This window comes from Actinomyces weissii, assembly GCF_016598775.1.
GTDB lineage: Bacteria > Actinomycetota > Actinomycetes > Actinomycetales > Actinomycetaceae > Actinomyces > Actinomyces weissii.
On the sequence record NZ_CP066802.1, the window covers coordinates 579,539 to 600,511 of the forward strand.

A 20,973-nucleotide genomic window follows, 5' to 3' on the forward strand; every position below is an offset into this window, starting at 1 on the left:
ATGAGGGAGAACCTGCCCAGCCAGACCTTTGACGAGCGGGGGACCACCGTCGTCTTCATTGCTCCGCCTAGCCAGCGGCCACTGCTGGCAGCCCTGACCGACCTGTCCGCCGCAGGGCTGTTGGCCCCCTTCCACTGGATCGAGTCGGTGCCGGAGCCGCAGGCAGACCGGGCTTTCCGGGACCCCGCAGCCATCACGGTCAACCAGGGCCGCTGCACCGTCACCAGCTTCTCACCGGTGGCCAACCGCTACGGGCTGAACCGGGTCCGGTTGCTGGTGGTGGTCCCGGTGGGGCACCCCGCCCAGGACGCGCTCAGCGCCCACGCCGAGCTGCACTTCCAGGGGCTGGGCATCGCCAGTAGCGCGGTACGCGACTGCGTGCGGGTACTGGTGCCCTGGAGCGACGAGCCGCTGCCTGCTGAGCTGGGCCACCAGGGGTGGAGCAATGTGATGCTCTCGCCAGAGTCCACAGCGGACCCCTCATACAGCGCCAACGGGTGGTGGCAGCACCCGGAGCTCATCCCGGGAGCGGCGGCGGTTGGTCTGGCCGCGCAGGCAGGTATCTGCGGGGCTGTGGCAGGCAGCCCGCAGGAGCAGGCTCCCGCCGGTGGCTCCACCTACGTGGAGGTGGCCCGCAGCTTTGTGCGGGTCACGGACGCGCACCAGGTGGAGGACTCCCTACGCAGCCTGGTCACCCAGGTGGGTGCCACCTTCCCGCAGCCGATCCGTGGAGACACCCAGCAGTGGGTCAACGCCTTCCCGGACCCGGCGGGCAAGGTCATGGCCACCGCCCAGGCCTGGCACCAGCGGCACTACAGCACCTTGCGCCGCCCCCAGGTGCAGCTGCCCGCCCAGGGCGCGGAGCGCTCCGTGGGCGCCTGGCAGGCCATCACCATGTTCTTCGGCTTCCTGGTCAAGGCCATCATGGGGGCTCCCGGTGACTGGCTGCGCTCGCGGGTGCACGGTCTGAAGACGAGCGTGGCCCGCTCGGTGGCGAGCACGGTCTTTGGTGAGGGCTCCCAGGTGCGGGTCGTGGTCGGAGGCGTGGACGACACGGGACGGCCGGTGGGCTGGCGGGAGCTGACGGCGGCTGCCGCCAACGCTGCCGTGTCCCTGCCCGCCGTCTCCTCCCGCGCCGGGCAGGAGACGGCACGGGACTTCGGAGCCCTGTGGAAGGACCTGTTTGACGGCTCGATCGCGCTCTTGTCCGGCGCTGGCTGTGACAGCCTGGGGGTGCGCGCCTACGAGGGCTACGTGTCGCAACGGGACCTGATCGCCCCGGTCGGGCCGGAGAACAGCTTTGTCCTGCGGCGCAACCTCGGGCACCTGCCTGCGGGCAGCGTCATTGAGCCCTGGGACGCACTGGCGCTTACACAGGTGTCCCAGGACCTGCGGCAGGTGGCAGCTGGCTCTGACCTGCAGGCGCAGGAGGCCCGTGAGGAGCTGGGGCACCTGGAGCGGTGGCGACGTCGTTGCGAGTCTGGATTCATCCCGCTGCTGGGACGTTCCCTGGCCACCACCTTCGAGTCCACCCGGGCGGACGTGGCTGCGCTCAGCCAGCGGCTGCAGGCCCTGGTCTCGCAGGACCTGGGGCCGGAGACCGAGCAGAAGCAGCGTCGTCTGGCCCGGATCCTGCGGCTGATGCTGCTGGCACTGCTGGTGGTGCTGGCCGTGCCGGTGGTGCTGGCGCTGCTGGGCAGTATCGGCTGGCTGCTGGTGGCCGTGTTCTCGGTACTGGCTGTGATCGCCTGGCTGGTGGCTTCCGTGATGACCTTTGTCAAGCGCCAGCAGGAGGTTTTCCGGCTGCTGTTCCAGGCGGAGGAGCGGGAGCTGCTGCTGCCCCGCCTGACCGCCAACCTGCGTCTGGCGGTGGAGGACCTGGCAGCCCAGGGACAGGCCTACGCCCAGTTCGAGCAGTGGGCCACCATTGCCACGGCCTTCTTCGCTGACCCCTTGGGGGAGCAGGACACTGAGGCCACCGCCCGCGAGCACGCCACCGTGCTGCCGAACGGCCTGCAGCGTGTCAAGGTGGAGGCTGAGCCGGGGCACGTGGCAGACGTGGCGGCAGAGCTGCGCGGGCAGGTGTTCCGCGTCGGCTGGCTTAACGACGCCTGGGAGGCCATGCAGCGCACCGTTAAGGAGGACCTGGCGCCGGAGCAGCGGACCCGCTACAACAACCGGCAGCTGGACCTGCTGACCGAGTCGGGCGAACCCGGTTCAGCCCTCAGCAACTGGGCTGCCGCCCTGCAGCAGAAGGGTGTCCGCTCAGGAGCGGGGGCAGAGCACTGGGCCAGGTGCCTGGAGCTGCTGGCCGACCCTGCGGGTATCTCGCTGGAGCTGATGGCGGTGCTGCCGGGGCAGGGGCGACGCCTCGTGGCTGACTACCGCCAGGACCTGGAGGCTGCCCAGCCGCGCATGGTGGTGCCGGACGTGCTGGGTATGGCGGCCCGCTCAGACGGCTCCGCCTTCACCGTGCCTGACAGGCACTGGTTCGCCCGTTCGGCTGAGGGACTGAGCGAGACCCTGGTGCTGGTAGCCGCCACCCAGCCGGTTCCGGCCTCGGCCTTCGTCTACCCGGAGCCGAGCCGCAGCATGTCTGGCTTCCGCCTGCAGGAGCCTGACTACGGCGTCTCTGCCGCCTCAGCCGGGGGTGGCTCGCAGGGAGCCGTGCCCCAGAGCAACTCCTTTGGCCACCTGGAGTACTAGAGCCAGAGGCAGTGCGCTGAGCTCTCCAGGCGACCAGCCTTTCCTAATCGATCTTGTGCACCCGAAGGAATAAACAGATGCCTGTCAACCTGCGTGACTTCATGGACGCCATGACCCACTGGGCCAGTGACCTTGCCAGCGAGGAGGCGAGCTCGGCCCTGCCGCCGTCGTCCTGGATGAAAGTGCGCATGGCTGGTACGGAGGTGCCGGGAGGCACGGTCTTCTCCCCGGCGGTTATCGTGCAGATGGCCTTGGCGGGGCGCTACGAGCTGCAGGAGACGGTGGCTGAGCCGCTGGCCCAGTTCCTCAACGACCGTTTTGGTCCCGCCCAGGCCGAGGGCGGATTCCCCTGGCAGGTAGGGCCGCACGAGACCGTTCCAGGGCCGGGACCGGTAGCTGGCTCTGAGGCCGGTGCCGGACAGGAGCCCCCGGAGCACCAGAGCGGCCTGGCGGCCCCGGAGGCCGTTCAGGAGGCTGCTGCCCCGGCGGCAGCGTCTCAGTCTGCTGCTGCGAGCCCGGAGCAGCCGGGAGACAGCCAGGAACCTGCCGAGAACTTCCTCTTTCCCGCTTACGACTACTCCCGGGAGGACCTCGACTCCGCTGAGCCGGACGGCCCCCACTGCCCGGTGGCGGTGGAGCGTTTTGAAGGGCGTCTGCGCTACACCTGGCCGGACACCGGTGCGGGTGAGGTCTACCGGGTGGTGGTGTCAGACCTGGAGGATCCCTACAGCCCTGATGACTTTGACGAGGTGGCGGTCACCCGTGAGCCCGTGGCCTGGGACTCGACCCCGATCACCACGGCGGTGCGCTTTGTGACCGTCTGGGCCTACGAGGAGTACGGCGGCGGCCTGGGTCAGTGCCGTCGGGTCGCCTCCAAGGTGGTGGTGCACGAGCTGCGCGACTGGGCTGTGGAGATGGAGCAGGACACCGGTGCCGTGGTGGGCAGCTGGACCCGCCCGGAGGCGCCCCCGGCCACCAGCGTCGTGATCCGTTCCGCCCGGCTCCCGCTGAACCAGTCCCCAGGACGTTTCATCAAGACGGCGGCCTGGCTGGGCTACGAGCTGGCCAACAACGGCTCCGGGTTCCGGGACGCTGAGGTGGTTGGCGGCAAGAAGTACAACTACGTCGCCGCCGTCGAGGTGACGGTCAACGGGCAGACGCACAGCTCCAAGCCGGCACTGCGCTCTATCGTGCCGGACGTGGCAGTGGAGCGGATCATGGACCTGGAGGCGGTGGAGGTTCCCGACCCGGACCGGCAGCGCCCCTCCACCCTGACAGTCACCTGGACCCAGGACCCGCACACCAAGGTGGTCCTGTACCGCACCCAGAAGCCGGTGTCTGAGGAGGCCCGCTCCCGGGACGCCTTCCCGCAGTCCCAGCTGGCTGAGGCGCACCTGCCTGAGGACGGCCAGATCAGCACCCGCCTGGTCCAGCTCACCGAGCTGCCCGACTCCAACAGGTGCGCCGCCACCCTGACCGAGGTCACCTGGCCTGAGGGGGAGAGCTGGGACGCCCTGTACCTGACGCCGGTCACGTTCCACTCGGAGGACCAGGCCACGATTGGCAAGCCGCTGCGGCTCAAGCGTGCCGGCGGGGTCCGCAACGCGACCCTGGTACGCCGCCTGACCTGGGACCTGGTGACCTTCACCTGGCCGGGTGAGGCCGCCTCTGTGGAGCTGCGGCGCACGCTGCCCGGTCAGCAGGTTGACCCCAACGCGCCCGCCGACGTCACGGTCTCTAAGGAGGAGTACCACGGCCAGGGAGGCCTGGTGCTGCCGGAGGCCCTTCCGCCTGAGGGCGGGGAGCTGCACCTGAACTCCTTGACCTACCTGGAAGGCAGGCAGATCCCCTCCCAGATCACCTCGATCGTGGTCCCGCCCCGCTGGGTGTACGAGTACCAGATAAAGTGGCCGGGAGAGATGCTCGGAAACAAGGGCATCCGGGTTCTGGCGATGCTCCGGCAGACCTTGGTGGAGGTGCATGTCTCAGCCCGGCAGGGCTTCACCGACCCAGCCAGCGCGGTCTGGGTGGTGCTGATCCACAACCCGTCGCGCCTGCCGCTCAGCCCGGATGACGGCACCCCGGTGCCCTTGTTCACGGAGCGCCCCACCAAGGAGGGCGGGCAGACCGCGACCCAGCTGGCGGCCCTGCCTGGCGGTACGGGGGAGATCAGCCTGTGGTTCGACCACGCCCAGCTCCCACCTGGCTACCTGCGGCTGATGGTCAACTCCTCAGCCGCCTCCCAGATCGCGCCGGAGTACCAGCACCTTGCCTTGGAGCACTACTGCCTGGTGGACCCCGATCTGCGCAGCCTGGTAAAGGACCGGTGACAGCATGACCGCTCAGGTAGGCTCCGGGCAGTCGGCTGCTGCCTTGTCCCAGGGCCTGGCGCAGCTGCTTTACTCCAACGTGGACCGGGTGGTGGACGGGCGCTCCACCTCAGGCTGGCAGACCATGGAGGCTTCCGCGAGCCTGGGGGAGGAGGCTCGCAAGCAGCTGCTGAGCCTGGTGGAGACGAACCTGAAGCCCGTGCGTGACCTGCCGGGTTTCCCCACCCCGGAGGAGGTGGCGACGGCGGAGCGTCGTCTGGTGCAGTCACCCGCCGACCTGGGCACGGTCCTGGTGCACACGGCTCCCGCCGGGGTGGACACTACCGGTCGGCCTAACACGGTCACGCACGTGCTGGTCCTGCCGCCGGAGGCTGAACCGGCTGTACCTACTGTCTCCTGGTGGCGTTCGGCCGGATGGGTGGTGCCTTTCGGTCCTGAGCAGGTCCGCCAGGCCTCGCTGCCGGAGGCGGCGGCGCTGCGTCCTGGGCAGGCGGTCACTGACGACTCTGTCGCGGCCTTTATCGCGGCAGAGCCGCGGGCCGCTGTCCTGTCGGCCTTGGCTGACGCCCTGGAGGAGCGGCTGCTCGCCCGCGTGAACGGGCAGGACTGGGACGGGCGGGCGAGCTCGGTGGTGGTGATGGGCTGCGACTCCACTGATGAGGCGGCCTTATGGGTGGCGGCCCTGCAGTGGACCTGCGCCCCGGCGACCACCAGGCTGCTGGGCTACTCCACCTTGGAGCGTGTTGCTGGCACTGGGGACCTGGACCGGGCGGCGACCAAGCGCCTGGACCTCGTATTCGCACCTCATGCGGATCTTGAGGCGGCTGCCCGGGCGGGTGCGTTGGTGATCGACCCGGCGGCACCGCCTACCACGCCTCCGAGGACGAACTGGGGAAGGCTGGTGTCGGTGGTGGCCCAGGACCTGGGCTCCTGGATGGCTGGCACGCAGGCTGTGCGGGAGATCTTGAGCCTGCTCAGGGACCACCGGAGGCTGAGTCCCGCTTGGCCGCTGGCGGTGGCAGAGTGCTGTAACCCGGGCCTGCTGGGGGACCTGGTGGGCAACGGGCTCAGCCAGGTCGTGGAACGGGCGCTGGTAGACTGCTACCCGCCGGAGCTGGCGGAACAGCCGTACCTGTCCCAGGTGATCTCCGACCGGGTGCTGGGCTCCTCCACACGGGAGCCGGCGGAATGGTGGTCCCGGCTGGAGGCGCTGCCGGTCTACTCGCAGGGGAACGCCGTCGTGGCCGGACTGGTGGAGAAGTACCTGGAGACGGCGGCGCGCAGCCGTGACTGGCTGCTGGATACGGGGCGGGAGGCGACGGCGGCCACCCGGCGGCTTCTCCGAGCCTGGAGCGCGGAGCCGACCCAGGCCGCGCGGCTCCGTGAGCTGCTCGGCACCATGCTGCGCACCGTAGAGGAGCAGGGGCCGGACCCTCTGGTACGGCTGCAGCTGGCTGACCGTCTCCTGCGGGACGGCCTGCACCTGCCAGCCGACTACGTGCCCGAGCTCTTCAACGGCTTGTGCACGATGCTGCTGAACCCCCAGGGGCGTGACCTGGAGCAGGTGCTGAGCCTGCCTCTCGGCTCTTCGACCCGCTGGCTGATTGCGCAGCGCGTGGAGGAGATGCTCCGGGAGGAGGCCCAGGGCCGCAGGCTGCTAGTGCTGCCAGGTCATGCTGGTGCCCCCCTGGCATGGGTGGCGCGGGGCCTGCCAGAGGTTGGTCCCTACCTGAGCATGGAGCTGTGCGCGGCGGTTCTGTGCGGGACGGTCGGCACCAAGGCCCTTCCAGCGGGGGTGAATCATGTTGACATGCTGGTTGGCCTGGTGGCCAGGTGCGGTCTGCAGGTGCGCTTCTCAGAGGAGCTGACGGCGGAGCTGGGCCAGGTGCTCACTCCGGAGCAGGTCAGGCGCCTGCCAGCCTCGGTTCCTAGCCGCGCTGAGCTGCTCGGGGCGGTGGTCCTGGCGCATCCGCAGGACCCGGTGTCTCTGGAGCTGGCACGCGCCTACCTGCAGGAGCAGAGGTTGAGTGAGCAGGTGCTGCTCTCCAGCGTCTTGCCGCGGGTGCCGGTTTCTACGGCCAGCTGTGTGGTGGCCTGGTTCTGTGCGGCACCGGTGCTGGCATATGCCCCGCAGCAGGTGCTGGCGGTGAGCCAGAACGCGCTGGTGGCGTTGTCCTACCTGCCTCAAGGACTAGGTGCGCCGCAACAGGCCGCTGTCAGCCGGGCGCAGGACAAGGCCCTGAGCGGTCTGCTGCTGTGCCTGTGGGCCGGGCTGCCTGTGCCGCAGGTGCCGCAGTGGGTCTCGGCAGATCTGGTCAGAGGGCTGCCGCAAAGGCTGGGTGCCCAGGAGGCGCTGCTGGTGCCGGTGGGCCCGGCCGCTGTGGACCGGGTGCTGACGCCGGTGGCCTTCCGTCTCTTCCTGGTCTCCCGCAGCGGCAGCAAGATGCCGGAAGACTGGCAGAACTGGGCCGACCAGTACCGGCGGCAGCTGGAAGCCAATGAGGCGGCGTCAGTGGTCGCGCTCAGGAGCCAGGATGAGGCGGCGATGGCGGTCTGCCGGGCCGGTGTGGCCATACTGCCTGCCCCGGAGCGGGACAGGTTCGTGACGGCTGCGGTGCGGGCGGTGAATGATCCTCCCGGCTTCAGCAAGTGGCTTAGCAAGAACATAGCTTCCTCAGCCGGGGGGCCTGCTGAAGGCTTGCGGCGGCTGTTTGGTGCGCACTAGCCTGCGTCGGAAAGGAATGTCATGCCTGAGATACTCAGCAGTGGTGAGTGGGAACGCCAGATCCTGCCTGACCTGGGCGCCTTTGAGCTCAATCTGGTGTCCCAGGGCACCCCCTCCAAGATAGAGGTGCTGGGTACCGCTACCAAGCCCAAGTACCTGGGTGCTGGGCGCCGTACGGTGGCTTTCCCGGCTAAGTCGGTTTCGGAGGTGCAGCCGGTCTCTGTGCGGGTGGTCGCTACCGGTGGTCAGCCTTTCGGGGTCGGTGAGACGGTTGACCTGGTGATCTCCGCCGCGGGCGGAGGGCAGTCCTGGATGCTGCGGGGGCTCGACGTCGCCGGCCAGCTGGACACGGTGCTGGTGCGCTTGGAGCGGGCGCCGCAGGGACTGCTGCTCACGCCTGGTGAGGGCGGGAACGCTACCTTGGGCCTGGGGGGCTGGTGCGTGCGTCGTCGGCAGGAGTCCGGGCTGCCTTTTGCCCCCACGGTGACGCAGATCGGGGTGGACACCTCGGTTTCCATGCGTCCCTTTAAGTCCAAGGTGGCGGCTTTAGAACGGTTCCTGGAGGAGATGGCGCAGACGGCGGAGGCCGTGGTGCCAGCGGTGCGCAGGCTGCGGGTGGGGGGAGCAGAGGCCAACGGCGTCGGCATGCTTGAGCAGCTGCCCGGTGGTGGAGACAGGCCGGTGCTACTTACTGACCTGCCTCCGGCCCCGGACCCGCAGGGGCCAGAGTGCCTGCTGCTGGGGCCGGCGGCGCTGACCCAGGCATTGCCTACGCCCGGGGCACTGGTCCTGAGTGACCCGGTCTGGGCGGAGCTGGAGCGGGAGGACCGGGCCTTCGGACCCGCCACCCTGGACGTGCTCACCCCTTTGCTTGACTGGCTCACCCGCCCCCTGTCCGAGAACGGAGTCTCCCGATGAAGTCCGCATGCCCGCACTGCTTTACGCGCCTTGGTGTCGATGAGGTCGTCTACCGCTGCACCTCTGACAGGTGCAGCCCTGAGCCGGACCCGGAGGCCAGCAGGCTGGCGGGCCACGAGGTGAAAATCACCCGGTACTACCGGTGGGTCGTCTCTGAGCAGATGCCCAGCCTGCCCACGATGATCCCCTGCCGGGCCTGTGACTCCGCGTGCACCCAGGAGATCTGCCCGATCTGCCACCGGGACCTGCCTCCGCGGTGGCGGGACCGTGAGGTGTTCACGATCGCGGTGACCGGGGCCCGCGGCGCAGGCAAGTCGGTATACATCGCGGTGGCGGTGGAGATGCTTATCCGCTACACGAAGACCCGGGGCTGGACCCTGGGGGCGGAGACCACCGGTACGCAGGAGGTCTACTCGGACAAGTACTACCGCCCGTTGTTCAAGGAGAACAAGGTCATGGACGGTACCCCACCGATCTCCGGTGGTGGGGCGTACCAGCAGGACCCGCTGATCTGGACGGTCTCTGGGCTTCCGGGCGGGTCGCTGGCGATCGTCATGCGGGACGTGGCGGGAGAGGACCTGGAGCGCGCGGCGGGTGCGCAAGCAAGCTTCTCCTTCTTTGACCAGGCGGACCTGTTGGTGTTCCTCTTTGACCCGTTGATGCTGGACACTGTGCGGCAGGTCCTGTCCGGAGTTATTCCTGATGTGGATGAGAACCGCTTGGGGGACAAGCCCGGTGAGGTGCTGCCTAAGGTTCTGGGACAGGCTGTTTCCGGCAGTACTAGCTTGGCACTGGTCATCTCCAAGTTTGACGCCATGCAGCAGCTGCCGCTGGCCAGCAACCCGTTGGCGGCGGTATTCGCCAACCCGGCGGCGCACTTCAACCAGGATGAGACTATGCGGCGCGCAAAGTTGCCGCCGAGCCAGGCGGCTGTGCTGCACGCGGAGGACTGTGTGTTCCTGGACGCGGAGGTGCGCTCCCTGTTTGAGCGGATCAATGAGAAGACCGTGACGGCTTTCGCTGACCAGGCGGTCCAGAGCGGGAAGATCAGGCAGGTACAGCACTTTGTCGCCTCGGCGGTGGGGGAGAGCCCGCAGCACAAGGAGCTGCTGGCGGCGCGAGGGATCTCGCCTTTCCGGGTGCTTGACCCGATCCTGTGGGGCTTGGCCACCAAGGGTATCGAGATCTGACCTGAGGCTCCTGCGCCCCACTTACGCCCTCCCCTTGGGCCCCCACCTGCGCCCTCCCCTTGTCTCCACTTGTGCATTTTGGCGCGAGCTGTGCGGTATTCCCGCACAGCTCGCGCCAAAATGCACAAGTCGGTGGGTGCGCGGGGTGGGGGAGTGGGGTGTGGGGCTGCAGGGTGGGGGCTTGCGGGCGCGGGGATGGGCGAGCGGTAGGGCCAGGGGGCCGTGGCGGAGCCCACGTGCCTCCCGGCCTCGGCGGCCTGGCGGGGCGGGGGCCGGGCCGTGTAGCCTCTGCTGCGGTGCCCGCAACCGGGTGCCGTTCTCCATTCCGTTCCCAGCGGCTGGCCGCGCCCCGCGCAGCCAGGTCGTGACACGGGTCTGCCGTGGCGGGAACCGACGGGTCTCCGTAGCCGGAGGCTCCGGGCGTGGAACTGCTCAGGCGCTCAGCCTGGTGGTCCTGCGGGCCGGCCGACCCTTAGGGGCACGCGCGTCACGGTGCAGGGGGCGGCCCAGGCGGCAGGCAGCAGTTCTGTCCGATGCACTGAAGATGGAGAATCAGTAGTGCCCACGATTCAGCAGCTGGTCCGCAAGGGCCGCTCGACGAAGCGCTCGACGTCCAAGACGCCCGCGCTGAAGGCCAGCCCGCAGCGTCGCGGCGTGTGCACCCGCGTGTACACCACGACGCCGAAGAAGCCTAACTCCGCTCTGCGTAAGGTCGCCCGTGTCCGCCTGTCGACGGGCATCGAGGTGACCGCCTACATCCCCGGCGAGGGCCACAACCTCCAGGAGCACTCGATCGTGCTCGTCCGTGGTGGTCGTGTGAAGGACCTTCCCGGTGTCCGTTACCACATCGTGCGTGGCTCCCTCGACACCCAGGGTGTCAAGGGCCGCCAGCAGGCACGCTCCAAGTACGGCGCCAAGAAGGAGAAGAAGTAATGCCTCGTAAGGGTCCCGCACCCAAGCGGCCGCTCGTCGTCGACCCGGTCTACGGCTCTCCGGTCGTCACCCAGCTCGTCAACCGCGTCCTGCTGGACGGCAAGAAGTCCACCGCCGAGCGCATCGTCTACGGCGCCCTGGAGGGTGTCCGCTCCAAGACGGACCAGGACCCGGTCTCCGTGCTCAAGCGCGCCCTGGACAACATCCGCCCCGCCCTGGAGGTCCGCTCCCGCCGCGTCGGCGGTGCCACCTACCAGGTCCCCGTGGAGGTCCGCCCGGGCCGCGCCACCACCCTGGCGCTGCGCTGGCTGGTGGACTACTCCCGGCAGCGCCGCGAGAACACCATGACCGAGCGTCTCATGAACGAGATCCTGGACGCCTCCAACGGTCTGGGCGCCGCGGTCAAGCGCCGCGAGGACATGCACCGTATGGCTGAGTCCAACAAGGCCTTCGCCCACTACCGCTGGTAATTCCAGCCGCACGCTGGCCGGGGCTCGCCCTCGGCGGGACCCGGCCAGCGTCGTCAAGACCCACCTCACGAACGAAGGACACCACCAGTGGCACTTGACGTGCTGACAGACCTCACCAAGGTCCGCAACATCGGCATCATGGCCCACATTGACGCCGGTAAGACCACCGTGACCGAGCGCATCCTGTTCTACACGGGCATCAACTACAAGCTGGGCGAGACCCACGACGGTGCCTCCACCATGGACTGGATGGAGCAGGAGCAGGAGCGCGGTATCACCATTACCTCCGCGGCCACCACCTGCTTCTGGAAGAAGAACCAGATCAACATCATTGACACCCCCGGCCACGTGGACTTCACGGTCGAGGTCGAGCGCTCCCTGCGGGTGCTCGACGGCGCCGTCGCGGTCTTCGACGGCAAGGAGGGCGTGGAGCCGCAGTCGGAGACGGTGTGGCGCCAGGCGGACAAGTACAACGTGCCGCGCGTGTGCTACATCAACAAGATGGACAAGCTGGGCGCGAACTTCGACTTCTCCGTCCAGACCATCCGGGACCGTCTCCATGCCACCCCGATCGTCATCAACTTCCCCATCGGTGCGGAGAACGAGTTCTCCGGCCTGGTTGACGTGCTGGAGATGCGCGCCATCCGCTTCCCGGAGAAGGACGCTGACGGCCAGGACACTCGCGGCTCCGTCGTCGAGTACGAGGAGATCCCCGCTGAGCTGCAGGCCCGCGCCGAGGAGCTGCGCGCCGAGCTGGTCGAGACGGTCGCCGAGGCCGACGACGACCTGATGGAGAAGTACCTGGAGGGTGAGGAGCTCAGCGTCGCCGAGCTCAAGGCCGGTATCCGCAAGCTGACCATCGCGGGCAAGGCCTTCCCGGTGCTGGCGGGCTCCGCCTTCAAGAACAAGGGCATCCAGCCGGTGCTGGACGCCGTGCTCGACTTCCTGCCCTCCCCGCTGGACGTGCCGGACGTCGAGGGCACCCTGCCCAACGACGAGGAGAAGACCGTCACCCGCAAGGCTGACGAGAACGAGCCCTTCTCCGCCCTGGCCTTCAAGGTGGCCACGCACCCGTTCTACGGCAAGCTCGTGTACGTGCGCGTGTACTCCGGCAAGGTCTCCCAGGGCGAGCAGGTCCTCAACGCCACCAAGGGCAAGAAGGAGCGCATCGGCAAGCTCTTCCAGATGCACTCCAACAAGGAGAACCCGGTGGAGGAGGCCCACGCCGGCCACATCTACGCCTTCATCGGCCTGAAGGACGTGACCACCGGTGACACCCTGTGCGCCCAGAGCGCCCCGGTGATCCTGGAGTCCATGACCTTCCCGGACCCGGTTATCCACGTGGCCATCGAGCCCAAGACCAAGGGTGACCAGGAGAAGCTGGGCGTGGCCATCCAGAAGCTCTCTGAGGAGGACCCGACCTTCACGGTCGAGCTGGACGAGGAGACCGGCCAGACCGTCATCGGCGGTATGGGCGAGCTGCACCTGGACGTGTTCGTGGACCGTATGCGCCGCGAGTTCAAGGTGGAGGCCAACGTGGGTAACCCGATGGTCGCCTACCGCGAGACCATCCGCAAGAAGGTGGACAAGGTCGAGTACACGCACAAGAAGCAGACTGGTGGCTCCGGCCAGTTCGCCAAGGTGCTCATGTCCTTCGAGCCGCTGGAGGTCGTGGAGGCCGAGGAGGGCGAGGAGAAGTCGCACTACGAGTTCGTCAACGCCGTCACCGGTGGCCGCGTGCCGCGCGAGTACATCCCCAGTGTCGACGCCGGCGTCAAGGACGCCATGCTCACCGGTGTGCTGGCGGGCTACCCGATGGTGGACGTCAAGGCCACCCTGATCGACGGCGGCTACCACGAGGTCGACTCCTCTGAGATGGCCTTCAAGATCGCGGGCTCCATGGCGTTCAAGGAGGGTGCCAAGAAGGCCTCCCCGGTCCTGCTGGAGCCGGTTATGGCCGTCGAGGTGCGTACCCCTGAGGAGTACATGGGTGACGTGATCGGTGACCTGAACTCTCGCCGCGGCATGATCCAGTCCATGGAGGACGCCGTGGGTGTGAAGGTCGTGCGGGCCGCGGTGCCGCTGTCGGAGATGTTCGGCTACGTCGGTGACCTGCGTTCCAAGACCCAGGGCCGCGCGGTCTACTCGATGACCTTCGACTCCTACGCGGAGGTCCCGAAGAACGTCGCGGACGAGATCATCGCCAAGGCCAAGGGCGCCTGAGCCCAGCCGTGGTGGGGGAGGGGCCGGTGTGCCCGACCCCTCCCCGCCCTGGCGGTCCCGGCACTACGCCTGAGGCCGCTGTTCCAGTAAGATTCCCAACAAACCACCGTAGACACGCTTTGCGTCGGACTCGCTAGTATGGGCGGGTCAGTCCACGACGAAGAGCACTACCCGAGTCCCAGGAGGACACAAGTGGCCAAGGCCAAGTTCGAGCGGACCAAGCCGCACGTCAACATCGGAACGATCGGTCACGTCGACCACGGCAAGACGACGCTGACCGCCGCGATCTCCAAGGTCCTGCACGACGAGTACCCGGACCTCAACCCCTTCACCCCCTTCGACGAGATCGACAAGGCTCCTGAGGAGCGTCAGCGCGGTATCACGATCAACATCGCGCACGTCGAGTACCAGACGGACAAGCGTCACTACGCCCACGTTGACGCCCCCGGTCACGCTGACTACATCAAGAACATGATCACCGGTGCGGCCCAGATGGATGGCGCCATCCTGGTGGTCGCCGCCACCGACGGCCCCATGGCCCAGACCCGTGAGCACGTCCTGCTCGCCCGCCAGGTGGGCGTGCCGGTCCTGCTGGTCGCCCTGAACAAGAGCGACATGGTTGAGGACGAGGAGCTCCTGGAGCTCGTCGAGATGGAGGTCCGCGAGCTGCTGTCCTCCCAGGACTACGACGGCGACAACGCCCCTGTGGTGCGTGTCTCCGCTCTCAAGGCCCTGGAGGGCGACGCCGAGTGGGCCGGCAAGATCAAGGAGCTCATGGACGCGGTCGACGAGTACATCCCGACCCCCGAGCGTGACATGGACAAGCCCTTCCTCATGCCGATCGAGGACGTCTTCACGATCACCGGTCGTGGCACCGTCGTCACCGGCCGTGTGGAGCGTGGCAAGCTGCCGATCAACTCTGAGGTCGAGATCCTGGGTATCCGCGAGGCCCAGAAGACCACCGTCACCGGTATCGAGATGTTCCACAAGCAGATGGACGAGGCCTGGGCCGGTGAGAACTGTGGTCTGCTGCTGCGCGGCACCAAGCGTGAGGACGTCGAGCGTGGCCAGGTCGTGGTCAAGCCCGGCTCCATCACCCCGCACACCGAGTTCGAGGGCCACGTCTACATCCTGACCAAGGACGAGGGCGGCCGCCACAACCCCTTCTACTCGAACTACCGTCCGCAGTTCTACTTCCGGACCACCGACGTGACCGGTGTCATCACCCTCCCCGAGGGCACCGACATGGTCATGCCTGGCGACACCACTGAGATGACCGTTGAGCTCATCCAGCCTATCGCCATGGAGGAGGGCCTCGGTTTCGCCATCCGTGAGGGTGGCCGCACCGTCGGCTCCGGCCGTGTCACCAAGATCATCAAGTGATGACCTGATTCCTTGGGGTGCCTGAAAGGCGCTCCGCCTGGCGCCCCCGCCTGCGTTGTGCAGGCGGGGGCGTTTTCTTGTGCTCGCGGGAGCTTTTGCGGTGCGGCTTCGGGCAGTCAACCGATGCGAACCGGATACCAGTAGTTTAGTTAATCGTTAGTTCGGGACCTTAGGCTTGTTCACGTGCCCAGGTAGTGGGTGCCGCCAATGGGTGTGGACCTACTGACGGAGCATTTGCTATGTATTCTCTTAAGGGTGGGCCTGTAGGTGCCTTAAGCCGTGCAGTGCTTACTTGCGGTGGCGTTCTGATGGCTTGTACGGCTCTGCTGCTGAGCGGGGTGGGGACCGTGGGTCCGGTGGCCCGGGCGGTGACGGCTGAACCGGTGGGTGGCTCGGGCAGGTTCGAGCCCGTTATCGACTGGATCGACTGGAGCGGTGCGACCAATACCGTCAGCAAGTACGGCAAGAACGTCGTCAATGACGGAGTGACGTCCCAGGTGTGGTCCACTCCTGCTAGGGTTGCAGCGGGTTACTGGCGCGCGGCCAAGTGTTCCCTTTACGTGGCAGACACCCATTTTGAGCGGGTGGAGAATGGTCTCGTAGTAAAGTCTAATGACGAGGGGCTGCACGTAGGCTATGACCCTGGCTCCTGGCAGGGTGACGGATTCGCCCACCTTTACAACAACGGTTCCCTGTACACGAACGGGGTGCATAAGGGGGGCGGAGACTTCCGGTCGGGGCTGGATGTAGGTCTGGCCCACGTGCAGGGGGGTGAGCACACGACCTCGGCTGACGCCTACTTCCAGGTGGAGTGCCGGGTCTACCTGCTGCGGTCCGCCACCAGGCCCGTGAAGGCTGCTCTGGAATCCCTGCCAAGGCAGGAGATCCCTGTGGAGGGCTTTGTGTACGCGGACGCTGAGTCCTCCAACTGGATCCACGGTAACTATGAGGCGGTCACGATAGACCCGATCCCGGTGGACGGAAGACGTCGTAGTGATGTCACCTACCGGCTGCTGGAGTCCGTGCGCTCGCCCGGGTGCCCGACGACATCCTGGGGTGGGGAGGCTACCTTCCCCTATCCCGGTGGGGAGCGTTCCGGTTTCCGGATGCGCTCAGACGGCCGGGAGTGTGCAGGCCTGCGGTCCGGGGGCTACGGGGCGGCGTCTGCGGTGCTGATGCCGAATGCGCGGGGCGGCTACGTGGAGCTGAAGGGCGGTGGCGTCAGCGCCGTAGCCTTCGGGGTGGCGACCTTTATTGACACCGGTGACGCGCCTGAGTCCTATGGTGAGGCTGTCTCCGTGTTCCAGCCGGTCTGGCGTGGCGGTCTGATCGGTGGTAGCGGTAGCGGCGACGTACCGCGTTCGGGTAATCCTGCGGGGACCCAGGGGGACTGGTACAACCTGACTTCCGCCCAGGAGTCCGGTCGGCTCGCATCGGTGCAACGTGGCGTCGTCGGACTCGGCAGCCGCATCGACGCTGATATACGGGCCGTGTACTCACCCGGAGCTGATGGGGACGACCGGACCAACTCAGTAGGCCAGCCACGTTCGGGCGGTGATCCTAATGACGAGGACGGCCTGCTGGGGCCCAAGGGGGAGGTCTGGGACAAGAAGGTTCCGGTCGCCCCGGGGATAGTCTGGGCCCCGCAGGTGGTGTGCACCGGGGAGGGGAAGATAGCTGGCTGGCTGGACTGGGACATGAGCGGCACCTTTGAGGAGGGCGAGCGCTCAGAGGTGATCCAGTGCCCTGCCTCGGGAAGGGCGTCCCTGAGGTTCAGGGTGCCCGACAGCGTGAGCCGGGACGCGCTCAACGGCCAGCGGGCCTACCTCCGGCTGCGGATCACCGGCGACCGGGGTCGGGACGGTGCTGTGGAGGAGCCGCAGCCCTCTGGGGTGTCGCTGACCGGTGAGGTGGAGGACTACCTAGGGACCTTCAAGGTTGTGCCGATGCTGTCGCTGGTGAAGGCGGTTGAGGATCCTGACGGCGTGGCGGAGTCTCCTCTGGAGCCGCGCGACTGGGAGCTGTCTGCCACCGTGGTGAGCAACGGGAAGGTGCTGGCTTCCGGTGACGGTGGTTTCAAGCCGGTGGAGGTTCCTACGGGGGCCATCAGGCTTACTGAGTCCTCTGCGCGCCCTGAGGCGGCGGGCTACCAGCTGGAGCGGGTGGCCTGCGTGAACATGCCGGGAACGACTGGGCGTATCACCTCCACCTACAACGCCGCCTCCCAGACCTTGACGGTCAGGGGTGCGGACTGGATCCAGTGCACGCTCACCAACCGGCCGGTCCCGGGGTCTGTGAGCTGGCGTAAGACTGGCCCTGACGGGGCGGTTGTCCGGGTGGCGCAGCAGCCGGGAACGGGGCTTCACGGGGCCAGGTGGCGGCTGACCGGGCCGAGCCACCGCCAGGGGGTGGAGGTGGATGACTGTGTGGCCACGAACGCGCTGGCCTGTACCGGTCTGGACAAGGACCCGGCGGCGGGGGAGCTTGAGGTCACTGGCTTGAAGTGGGGTGACTACAGCCTGGCTGAGACCCAGGCGCCCACCGGCTACGTGGCGGCTGGTGAAGAGATGGCTTTCTCCCCGGTCGGTGGGGCCTCTCTTGCGGGCACCCTGGTGCCTGGTGGGGCGGTCAGTGACGGCGGCGTCATGAACGCCTTGGAGACGGGGTCGGTTTCCTGGCGCAAGGTGGATGGGCACAGCCGCGAGCCTTTAGGGGGCACCTCCTGGACGTTGACCGGGCCGGGGCTGCCTCCGGGCACGGTGGTGCAGGACTGTGAGGCGGAGCCGTGCGGTCCGGGGGCGTACCGGGACGAGGACCCTTTGCCGGGCGCCTTCCGGGTGGGGGGATTGGCCTGGTCGTCGGAGCGGTACAGCCTGGTTGAGCAGGCTGCTCCCGCCGGGTACGCCTTGGATCGTAAGACCGTCCATGACTTCATGATCACCAGCGAAGCCTTGCACTACCAGTTCAGTGACCCGTTCGAGAACCGCAAGGTGGTGGTCCCGGCCTTGCCGCTGACCGGCGGTATGGGGGCGGACTCCTTCTGGCTGGCGGGTTCGGCCGTGGCGGCTTTGGCCCTGGTGGCTGGGTGGCTTAGGCGACGGTTGGCCTGATCCGCTGGTGGTTCCTGCTGCCTGGGTCAGAGTGGGAGCTGCGGCCTCGTGCTGGTGGAGCGGCCATCAAGGTCGTTGACGGCGGGGCGCGGGATACTGACTCACGGTCGGGTGCGTTGAGGGTAGACGACCTGCCTCTGGGGGCCTACTCCTTGGTGTAGGTGAAGGCGCCGGAGGGCTATGTGGCTGAGGGGACGCAGGAGCTGGAGCTGGTAGAGGGCCATGCCCGGCAGCCCTTGGACCTGGGGGCGGTGGTCAATCAGAGCCTGCCGCAGGTGTCCTGGTCCAAGGTCTCTCCCGGTGGCGGGCCGCTGGGGGGGGCTCCGCCTGGACCTTGACAGGGCCTGGTGGCAAGGCGCAGGTGGTTGAGGACTGTGTGGCGCAGGAGGCTGTGGCGTGCCGGGGCGCGGAGCAGGACCCGGCAGCCGGAGGGTTCAGGGTGAGTGGCCTGGCGCTGGGGCAGTACTCCCTGGCTGAGAAGACGGCCCCGGTCGGCTACCGGCTCGACAGCGAGGTGCACTCCTTCAGCTTGGATGCAGCGCGCCGGGAGCACTCTTTTGACCGGCCTTTCGTGAACCACAAGGTGGTGGTCCCGGCGTTGCCGCTGACCGGCGGTATGGGGGCGGACTCCTTCTGGCTGGCGGGTATGGCTGCGGGGCTGCTGGCGGCGCTTCTGGGGGTGGCCAGGAGGAACCAGGCACTGAGGCTGTATCGAAACACCGTGTTGTGAGAAACGTTAGCAAGCACAAATAGAGTGGAGTTATCCGCAGGGAAGCAAACGCTTCCTGAACCTGCTTCCCCATCCCAATCGTCTGCACCGTGGAGGTCCTGATGCTGGCCGTCTCAGACTGCGCACGCAGCTGGAAGGTGCTTGGTGGTCAGGGTGGCACGAGCCAGGACGCCTGGGCAGGAGGCTGGGAACGGGTGACAGTGGATGTAGTTGCCAGAGCGAACAGGAGGTTGGGCTCGCAGATCCATCAGTAAGCACAGTCTCGCTGACGGGGCCCTGGTTGCACCTGAGACCGGGGGAGGGCGCTAATCCAGCCAGCTGGATAAAGCAGTCCGCAGTGAGCAGACCCTGACCAAGTCAACATCTTTTCCGCATCACAGGGGCACGGTGGGAGCCGTGCATGATGAAAGGATTGAGTACCACATGCGTACTACAACTCGTCTCGCCGCAGTGCGGGCGGCTGCTGCAGCTGGCGCACTCGCCGTGGGCCTGGCCGGTCTGGGGGCTACCGCGTCTGCGGTTGACACGCTGGCCAATATTGACGACGCAAAGGCTGCCCAGGCTACCCTGACCATTCACAAGCACGTTAAGCCGGCTCCGGGTACCACTCCGGGGCACCCGACAGGTGACAAGCCGCAGACTGCTTCTGATCCGGTTGAGGGTGTGGTATTTACCGCTTACAAGATCAACAACCTCGACCTCAGTAATCAGGATAACTGGGAAAATCTGGCCAAGCATGCCTCGACTCCCCTGAACTCCTCCGTCTGTGATGGGACTGTGGTTGGCGCTGGTCTTCCGGGGGGTCTGACGGTTGACACTGCCAAGCCGATCGTATTTGACAAGACATCTACGGCAGGCGAAGCAACGAAGCAGTTAGGGCTGGGGGCTTTTCTTATCTGTGAGACCGACACCTCTGGTGCCAAGGTCAAGAACGCAGACGTGCGTGTGATCGATAAGGCGCTGCCTTTCATCGTCGCTCTACCGTACCCAAATAGTAAGGCGGCTCAGGGAACTGCCAGCGACTGGATCTACGACGTCCACTCCTTCCCCAAGAACACCGTGGTCAACAAGCCGAGCAAGAACGTGAAGGTTACCGAAGCCTCGCACGGTCTGGGCACGGCTGACCAGGTCACTTACACCATTGACGCGGTTGTCCCGGATGTGGATGACGCCTCCGAGAACTTCAAGTACTTCACCATCTATGACCAGCTGCCCAAGGGGGCGAGCCACGTCAAGATCTCTAGCGTGCAGATCGGCACCGGTGTGGGTGGTGATGGTACGCTCACCGCTGCCCAGGACGTGCCCGCGGACAAGTATGTCAAGACCGTTGATGAGGATACCCGGTTCGCCCGCGTGGACTTCAACCAGGCTACGCAGTTGACCTACCTGGAGTCTGTTCCCGGGCAGACCATCCGGGTGACCATCACCGCTCAGCAGGACAACCTGTCTGAGGCTGGAACGGCGGAGAACACCGGTTACCTGCTGGTGGACACCGAGACCAAGCCTTACGACCCGGGCAACCCGCCCACGGTTGACGAGCCGCCGACGGGTGACGGTGTGCCGCCGCTGACTCCCCCCCAGGGAGACACACCACCTAAGACCACTGGTGACGTGCCGCCGCTGCCCACCAACAAGGTGGTCACCACCTGGGGTGAGGTTAAGGTCACCAAGAAGGACAAGGCCAGCGAGAACCTGCTTAAGGGTGCCACCTTCCAGGTATTCAACGCCGTTGAGCCCTACGCCCAGGACTGCTCCAATGCGGTTAAGTCTGGTGACGCGATCTCCGTTCTTACCAAGGACAGCTTCACTTCTGATGAGCACGGCGTAGTAACTATTCCCGGCCTGTTCGTGGACGAGGAGAAAGGTACGGGTGACGACGCTCCTACGCCGGACCACAATCAGCGCTGCTACGTGCTGGTGGAGACGGCTGCCCCAGCCGGTTACGTTCTGCCCGATGACACTGCAGCCCACACGCCTATCACTGTTGTGGCTGGTGCGGCCGGTGATGCGGGTGGCAACAACCACATTGTCATCACCAACACCAAGACCGCTGTACCGGCGCTGCCTCTGACCGGTGCGTCCGGCCAGGTGCTGATGATGGCTGGTGGTGCTGCGCTGGTGCTGCTGTCCGCTGGCACCGTGCTGGTGGCTCGCCGTCGCGAGGCTCAGGACTGAGAGCGAATGCTCTAGGTGGTGCTGATAGCCTGCCTAGACACCGCGCATAGACAATGCGCAAGAGCCCGGTGCGGGTCGGC

13 protein-coding genes are annotated in these 20,973 nt (G+C 66.9%); all 13 read left to right on the plus strand.

Features of this window, described 5'->3' with window-relative positions; genetic code table 11:
- The 13 genes from JG540_RS10535 to JG540_RS02345 all read left to right on the plus strand — a co-directional run bounded on the left by JG540_RS10535 (window position 1) and on the right by JG540_RS02345 (window position 20,893).
- On the plus strand, window positions 1–2,706 hold the full coding sequence (locus JG540_RS10535) for a hypothetical protein (RefSeq protein WP_200276683.1): 2,706 nt from the start codon (window positions 1–3) through the stop codon (window positions 2,704–2,706).
- A gap of 77 nt (window positions 2,707–2,783) precedes the next feature.
- The gene (locus JG540_RS02290) at window positions 2,784–5,036 is read left to right on the plus strand and encodes a hypothetical protein (RefSeq protein WP_200276685.1); all 2,253 of its coding nucleotides are present in this window, start codon (window positions 2,784–2,786) and stop codon (window positions 5,034–5,036) included.
- Window positions 5,037–5,040: 4 nt separating this feature from the next.
- Entirely contained in the window at window positions 5,041–7,761 is a 2,721-nt protein-coding gene (locus JG540_RS02295) for a GAP1-N2 domain-containing protein (protein ID WP_200276687.1), read from the plus strand.
- A 21-nt stretch (window positions 7,762–7,782) separates the two neighbouring features.
- Window positions 7,783–8,679: a hypothetical protein gene (locus JG540_RS02300; protein WP_200276689.1), complete on the plus strand. Its 897-nt coding sequence runs from the start codon at window positions 7,783–7,785 to the stop codon at window positions 8,677–8,679.
- Window positions 8,676–9,869 carry a hypothetical protein gene (locus tag JG540_RS02305; protein ID WP_200276690.1) on the plus strand — a complete coding sequence of 398 codons (1,194 nt, stop codon included), beginning with the start codon at window positions 8,676–8,678 and terminating at the stop codon, window positions 9,867–9,869. Before JG540_RS02300 ends, JG540_RS02305 begins: the two co-directional genes overlap by 4 nt.
- Before the next feature lie 558 nt (window positions 9,870–10,427).
- On the plus strand, window positions 10,428–10,802 hold the full coding sequence (rpsL, locus tag JG540_RS02310) for a 30S ribosomal protein S12 (protein ID WP_111835869.1): 375 nt from the start codon (window positions 10,428–10,430) through the stop codon (window positions 10,800–10,802).
- Complete coding sequence (gene rpsG, locus JG540_RS02315) at window positions 10,802–11,272, plus strand: 30S ribosomal protein S7 (protein WP_200276692.1); 471 nt, start codon at window positions 10,802–10,804, stop codon at window positions 11,270–11,272. Before rpsL ends, rpsG begins: the two co-directional genes overlap by 1 nt.
- Window positions 11,273–11,359: 87 nt before the next feature.
- Window positions 11,360–13,495, plus strand: coding sequence for an elongation factor G (gene fusA / locus JG540_RS02320; protein WP_200276694.1), 2,136 nt, complete (start codon window positions 11,360–11,362; stop codon window positions 13,493–13,495).
- Window positions 13,496–13,687: 192 nt separating this feature from the next.
- Window positions 13,688–14,878 carry an elongation factor Tu gene (gene tuf, locus JG540_RS02325; RefSeq protein ID WP_200276696.1) on the plus strand — a complete coding sequence of 397 codons (1,191 nt, stop codon included), beginning with the start codon at window positions 13,688–13,690 and terminating at the stop codon, window positions 14,876–14,878.
- A gap of 308 nt (window positions 14,879–15,186) precedes the next feature.
- Entirely contained in the window at window positions 15,187–17,988 is a 2,802-nt protein-coding gene (locus tag JG540_RS02330) for a CshA/CshB family fibrillar adhesin-related protein (RefSeq protein ID WP_200276699.1), read from the plus strand.
- A gap of 182 nt (window positions 17,989–18,170) precedes the next feature.
- Window positions 18,171–18,326 carry a hypothetical protein gene (locus JG540_RS02335; RefSeq protein ID WP_200276702.1) on the plus strand — a complete coding sequence of 52 codons (156 nt, stop codon included), beginning with the start codon at window positions 18,171–18,173 and terminating at the stop codon, window positions 18,324–18,326.
- Window positions 18,327–18,379: 53 nt separating this feature from the next.
- Complete coding sequence (locus tag JG540_RS02340) at window positions 18,380–18,718, plus strand: MSCRAMM family protein (RefSeq protein ID WP_267977956.1); 339 nt, start codon at window positions 18,380–18,382, stop codon at window positions 18,716–18,718.
- Window positions 18,719–19,141: 423 nt separating this feature from the next.
- The gene (locus tag JG540_RS02345; RefSeq protein ID WP_200276708.1) at window positions 19,142–20,893 is read left to right on the plus strand and encodes a SpaH/EbpB family LPXTG-anchored major pilin; all 1,752 of its coding nucleotides are present in this window, start codon (window positions 19,142–19,144) and stop codon (window positions 20,891–20,893) included.
- The last annotated feature ends 80 nt before the right edge of the window (window positions 20,894–20,973 follow it).

Excerpts from the sequence above, each read along its gene's own strand:
- JG540_RS10535 (WP_200276683.1), top strand. The coding sequence starts at position 1 with ATGAGGGAGAACCTGCCCAGCCAGACCTTTGACGAGCGGGGGACCACC.
- JG540_RS02290 (WP_200276685.1), top strand. The coding sequence starts at position 2,784 with ATGCCTGTCAACCTGCGTGACTTCATGGACGCCATGACCCACTGGGCC.
- JG540_RS02300 (WP_200276689.1), top strand. The coding sequence starts at position 7,783 with ATGCCTGAGATACTCAGCAGTGGTGAGTGGGAACGCCAGATCCTGCCT.
- JG540_RS02295 (WP_200276687.1), top strand. The coding sequence starts at position 5,041 with ATGACCGCTCAGGTAGGCTCCGGGCAGTCGGCTGCTGCCTTGTCCCAG.
- rpsG (WP_200276692.1), top strand. The coding sequence starts at position 10,802 with ATGCCTCGTAAGGGTCCCGCACCCAAGCGGCCGCTCGTCGTCGACCCG.
- JG540_RS02305 (WP_200276690.1), top strand. The coding sequence starts at position 8,676 with ATGAAGTCCGCATGCCCGCACTGCTTTACGCGCCTTGGTGTCGATGAG.
- JG540_RS02330 (WP_200276699.1), top strand. The coding sequence starts at position 15,187 with ATGGCTTGTACGGCTCTGCTGCTGAGCGGGGTGGGGACCGTGGGTCCG.
- JG540_RS02345 (WP_200276708.1), top strand. The coding sequence starts at position 19,142 with ATGCGTACTACAACTCGTCTCGCCGCAGTGCGGGCGGCTGCTGCAGCT.